The following is a 3,564-nucleotide window of genomic DNA, read 5'->3' on the forward strand; positions in this document are numbered from 1 at the left end:
CGCTTTACCACGTAATATTCCGTACGAAGCCACTTTCGGGACACCCACTAGCTATCGCAAATTTGCGATTACCGCACGCGTCGCTTTCCTCACACTGTTTATCGCCATTGTCTGGCCTGGCATGATCTGGTTTTTTGCCTGGAGAATCGGCAGCGATCCAAAGGCTCCCGATTTCGTCATGGCGGTAGAATACAGCTTACGCCAGGTTGCCTGGCTGTTGTTTTTCTGGGAACTGATCCGGCAAATGTGCAGACCTTTAGGTCTCGGCGAATCCCATTTTGGCTGGTATAAACAAACTGTTGCCTACGTGCGACGCAATATTCGCTGGGTGATCCCCTTTTCCATTCCCCTGCTCTTTGTCACTCTCCTGCTGCACGGTAAAGAAGTAGACCGCAATCAGGATTTACTGGAACGCCTGTTTTTTGTGGCATTACTTGCGGTATACACCATCTTTGCCCGCCGTGTCTTTCATCCGCGTTCCGGACTTTTTCAGTCGATTCTGAATTACAATCAAGAGGTCTGGTATGACCGTTTTAAATACATTATCTATTTCTTAACCCTGTTCATTCCCTGTGCGCTGATTCTGTTATCACTCGTCGGTTTCTATTTTACGGCAATGAGCCTGTTTCATCTGACTTTCCTGACGCTCTGGTTATTCCTGTGTGTAATTATTTTCAGAGCTTTGCTGTTGCGCTGGATTCTGATTCATCATCGACAACTCAGCTATAAGCAGAATCAGGAACGGTTGCAGGCCATCCGGAAAGATCCTCAAGAGGCAGGTTCTGAAACATCGACGATCGCAGGTATTACGACAGAAGAGGAAAATCCCGCCGATCTCACTAAAATCTCAGCGCAGATCAAGAAACTGATCAATGCCACCATGAGTATCATTCTGCTGGTGGGTCTGTTATGGATCTGGGGAGATACGCTTCCGGCGTTCAATCGACTCGACACCTATGAGAACAGCCTCTGGTCCACATCGATTCAGACTCTGGAAGAGACCAAAGATGCAGATGGGCACATTTCCTACAAACTCACTGACAAACTCGAACCCGTTACCTACTTTGATATCGGCCTCGCTTTTATTTTAGCGATCTTTGCATTCATCGCCACAAAAAACATTCCGGGGTTACTGGAATTCCTGGTGCTACAGCGACTCCCCTTGGATACCCCCGTAAAATACGCCATTACGAGCCTGGCTCGTTACTTTGTGGCGTTAATCGGAATTTTCATTGTGTTTTCTACAATTGGATTAGGCTGGTCGAAATTGCAATGGTTGGCGACTGCCTTGACCTTCGGACTGGCGTTTGGACTGCAGGAAATCTTTTCCAATTTCGTTTCCGGCCTGATCCTGCTCATCGAGCGGCCGATTCGTGTCGGAGACATCATTACCGTCGATGAAGTCACCGGCGTCGTCTCCCGCATTCGAATGCGCGCCACGACGATTACCAACTGGGACCGTAAAGAATACATCGTCCCGAACCGGGAATTTATTACAGGTAAATTGCTTAACTGGACCTTGACCGACTCGGTCAATCGTATTTCGATTACCGTCGGAGTTGCCTACGGTACCGATACCAATCGCGCGTCCGCTCTTGCCTTAAAAATTCTGACCGATCACCCGCAGGTCCTCTCAGACCCACCTGCCAGTATCACATTCGAATCCTTCGGCGACAGTACTTTGAACCTGACTCTACGGGCATATCTTCCCAATCTGGAAAGTCGGTTACAGGTTATTCACGACTTACACACCTCGATTCATGAACAATTTAACAAAGCGGAAATTGAAATCGCATTTCCCCAGAGAGACGTTCACCTTTATACCGGCAACAAATCGCTGACAGAAACCATACTGAATTTGAGCCAGACAGCCCCTGTTCCGCAGAACAAACCTGACGGTGCTTAAAACCATTCAGAATAACGGCAACTGCTTCGCAACAAATGTGCCTTTAATCACTGCGGCAAGCTGCTGATTCACAGTGACTGAAGCTTTCAGCTCAATCCGTGCGCGGCCTTTCCGCTGCAGACCTGCATAAAACTGTTCCCAGACACTTTCATTCGGAATGGGACACTCCGCTTCGAAATCGTCCTCAATCGGACGCAGAAATTCCAGCTCGCTTTTCTGAATGACGATTTTATAACGCAGTTTGTCATCTCGCAGCCGCAGATGGATTAAAGTCCAGCCTGCCAGAATGCCTAAACTGGCAATACTTCCCCCGAAGGCGGTCTCCTGATGGTTCAAATTGGGAGCCAATCTGGCGCTCAGTCTGAGAGACTCATGCGCTTCCGGCAAGACTTTGATCTGCATGGCCCGTGTCACTGGAATATGCTGATGCAGGTAGGCTGTCACTTCCTCAGCATCAAACTCCATTAAAAGCATCCTTCCAGTAAAACACCGCACACACTCATTCCAGGTTCCCCAAAAATATAGTGATGCATCTTCCGGAAAAACACAAGCGCCGGAGAACCTTTACCATGAAACCGTGAACTTCTCCATTCGATTAACGACGCCTGTCTCATTTCAGTTCGCAGAGGGGAGTGGCGGCAGAAATTCCGGCCCCTGCTGAGCAGGGATCGATGGACGTGCCGGTGGTGCCGGTGGATAAACAGGAGCAGACCCGCGAGAAGGTTGCCAGCGGGAATCGTTCTCTTCCGGTAACGGTTCCGGGAAACCTGACGGCTGCGGCGGGGCTCCCCGGTCAGAACCGGAAGGGGGAACGGAGTTGGGTACAGGAAATGGTCTTTTCACCGGAGCCATGGAAGGACGGGGTGCAAAGTACCGTTGCAATTGGCTGATGGATGATCTCATCTCCTGGAGCGTCTGACAAAGGTCGCTTGTAGTCCGTTCCGCAACCATTCGATAAGGAAAGCCATTGTACTGAAAACTCGGCTGTGGATAACCATTGCCACCATAGAATCGATATCCGTTCGGCCCCGTGGGAATGGTCACGGGTTCGCGGAGTACCGGGGCGCGCATCGCTTTGATCGATTGATCCAGATCGTCCACTAACAGACTTAAATCATCCAAAGCCCGATCCATGCCTCTCACCGGCACATTTAATATAAGCATGCGGTGAATATTGTCTGCCATTGCATGAATTTCGTACGCTTTGGTAATCAGACTTCGCTGACCTCTGATCCCCTGGAATTTCGTTTGAATCTCGCGGCACACAATAAAAGAATCACGGTTGAGCTGGCTGCTAATCGATTCCAGTTCTCCGCCCTGCGCATACAGCAAGCCATCTTGCAGAATGACTGAAAACAAAATAATGATAAAGATCCCCTGAAAAATGTTTCGTTGAAACATCGTGATTCTCCCTTCTTGCGGACAGATTGAAATCGCTTTTGATTCCTCTATTCAGGACTCATCCGCTTAAGGCAAAAAACGTACCTCAATTCGAACAGAAATCGATGCGTGTTGATAAACGCACTGTTTTAAATCACTTAATTGGCAAAACATGCTGCTGAGAGACTGTGAGAAGTTACTCTCCACCAATCGAACTGGTGCGGTTTGGATAACAGTCGCATCAATTTGACTGCCGGGAACGTATAAACTTGACTCGT

At 48.9% G+C, this 3,564-nt stretch carries 4 protein-coding genes; 1 reads left to right on the forward strand and 3 read right to left on the reverse strand.

What is annotated here, in order from left to right:
• On the forward strand, nt 1-1,906 hold a 1,906-nt coding region (locus Q0294_RS22050), incomplete at its 5' end, for a mechanosensitive ion channel domain-containing protein (RefSeq protein ID WP_299469765.1).
• Nucleotides 1,907-1,912: 6 nt separating this feature from the next.
• Here the strand turns inward: Q0294_RS22050 and Q0294_RS22055 are convergent.
• The 3 genes from Q0294_RS22055 to Q0294_RS22065 form a co-directional block, all read right to left on the reverse strand.
• Nucleotides 1,913-2,371: a YiiD C-terminal domain-containing protein gene (locus Q0294_RS22055; RefSeq protein WP_299469767.1), complete on the reverse strand. Its 459-nt coding sequence runs from the start codon at nt 2,369-2,371 to the stop codon at nt 1,913-1,915.
• Nucleotides 2,372-2,521: 150 nt separating this feature from the next.
• A complete protein-coding gene (locus Q0294_RS22060; RefSeq protein ID WP_299469769.1) occupies nt 2,522-3,307 on the reverse strand; it encodes a hypothetical protein in 786 nt (261 codons plus the stop codon).
• A 66-nt stretch (nt 3,308-3,373) separates the two neighbouring features.
• On the reverse strand, nt 3,374-3,564 hold a 191-nt coding region (locus Q0294_RS22065), incomplete at its 5' end, for a hypothetical protein (RefSeq protein WP_299469771.1).

The sequence above is a fragment of the uncultured Gimesia sp. genome (assembly GCF_937919775.1).
Lineage (GTDB): Bacteria > Planctomycetota > Planctomycetia > Planctomycetales > Planctomycetaceae > Gimesia.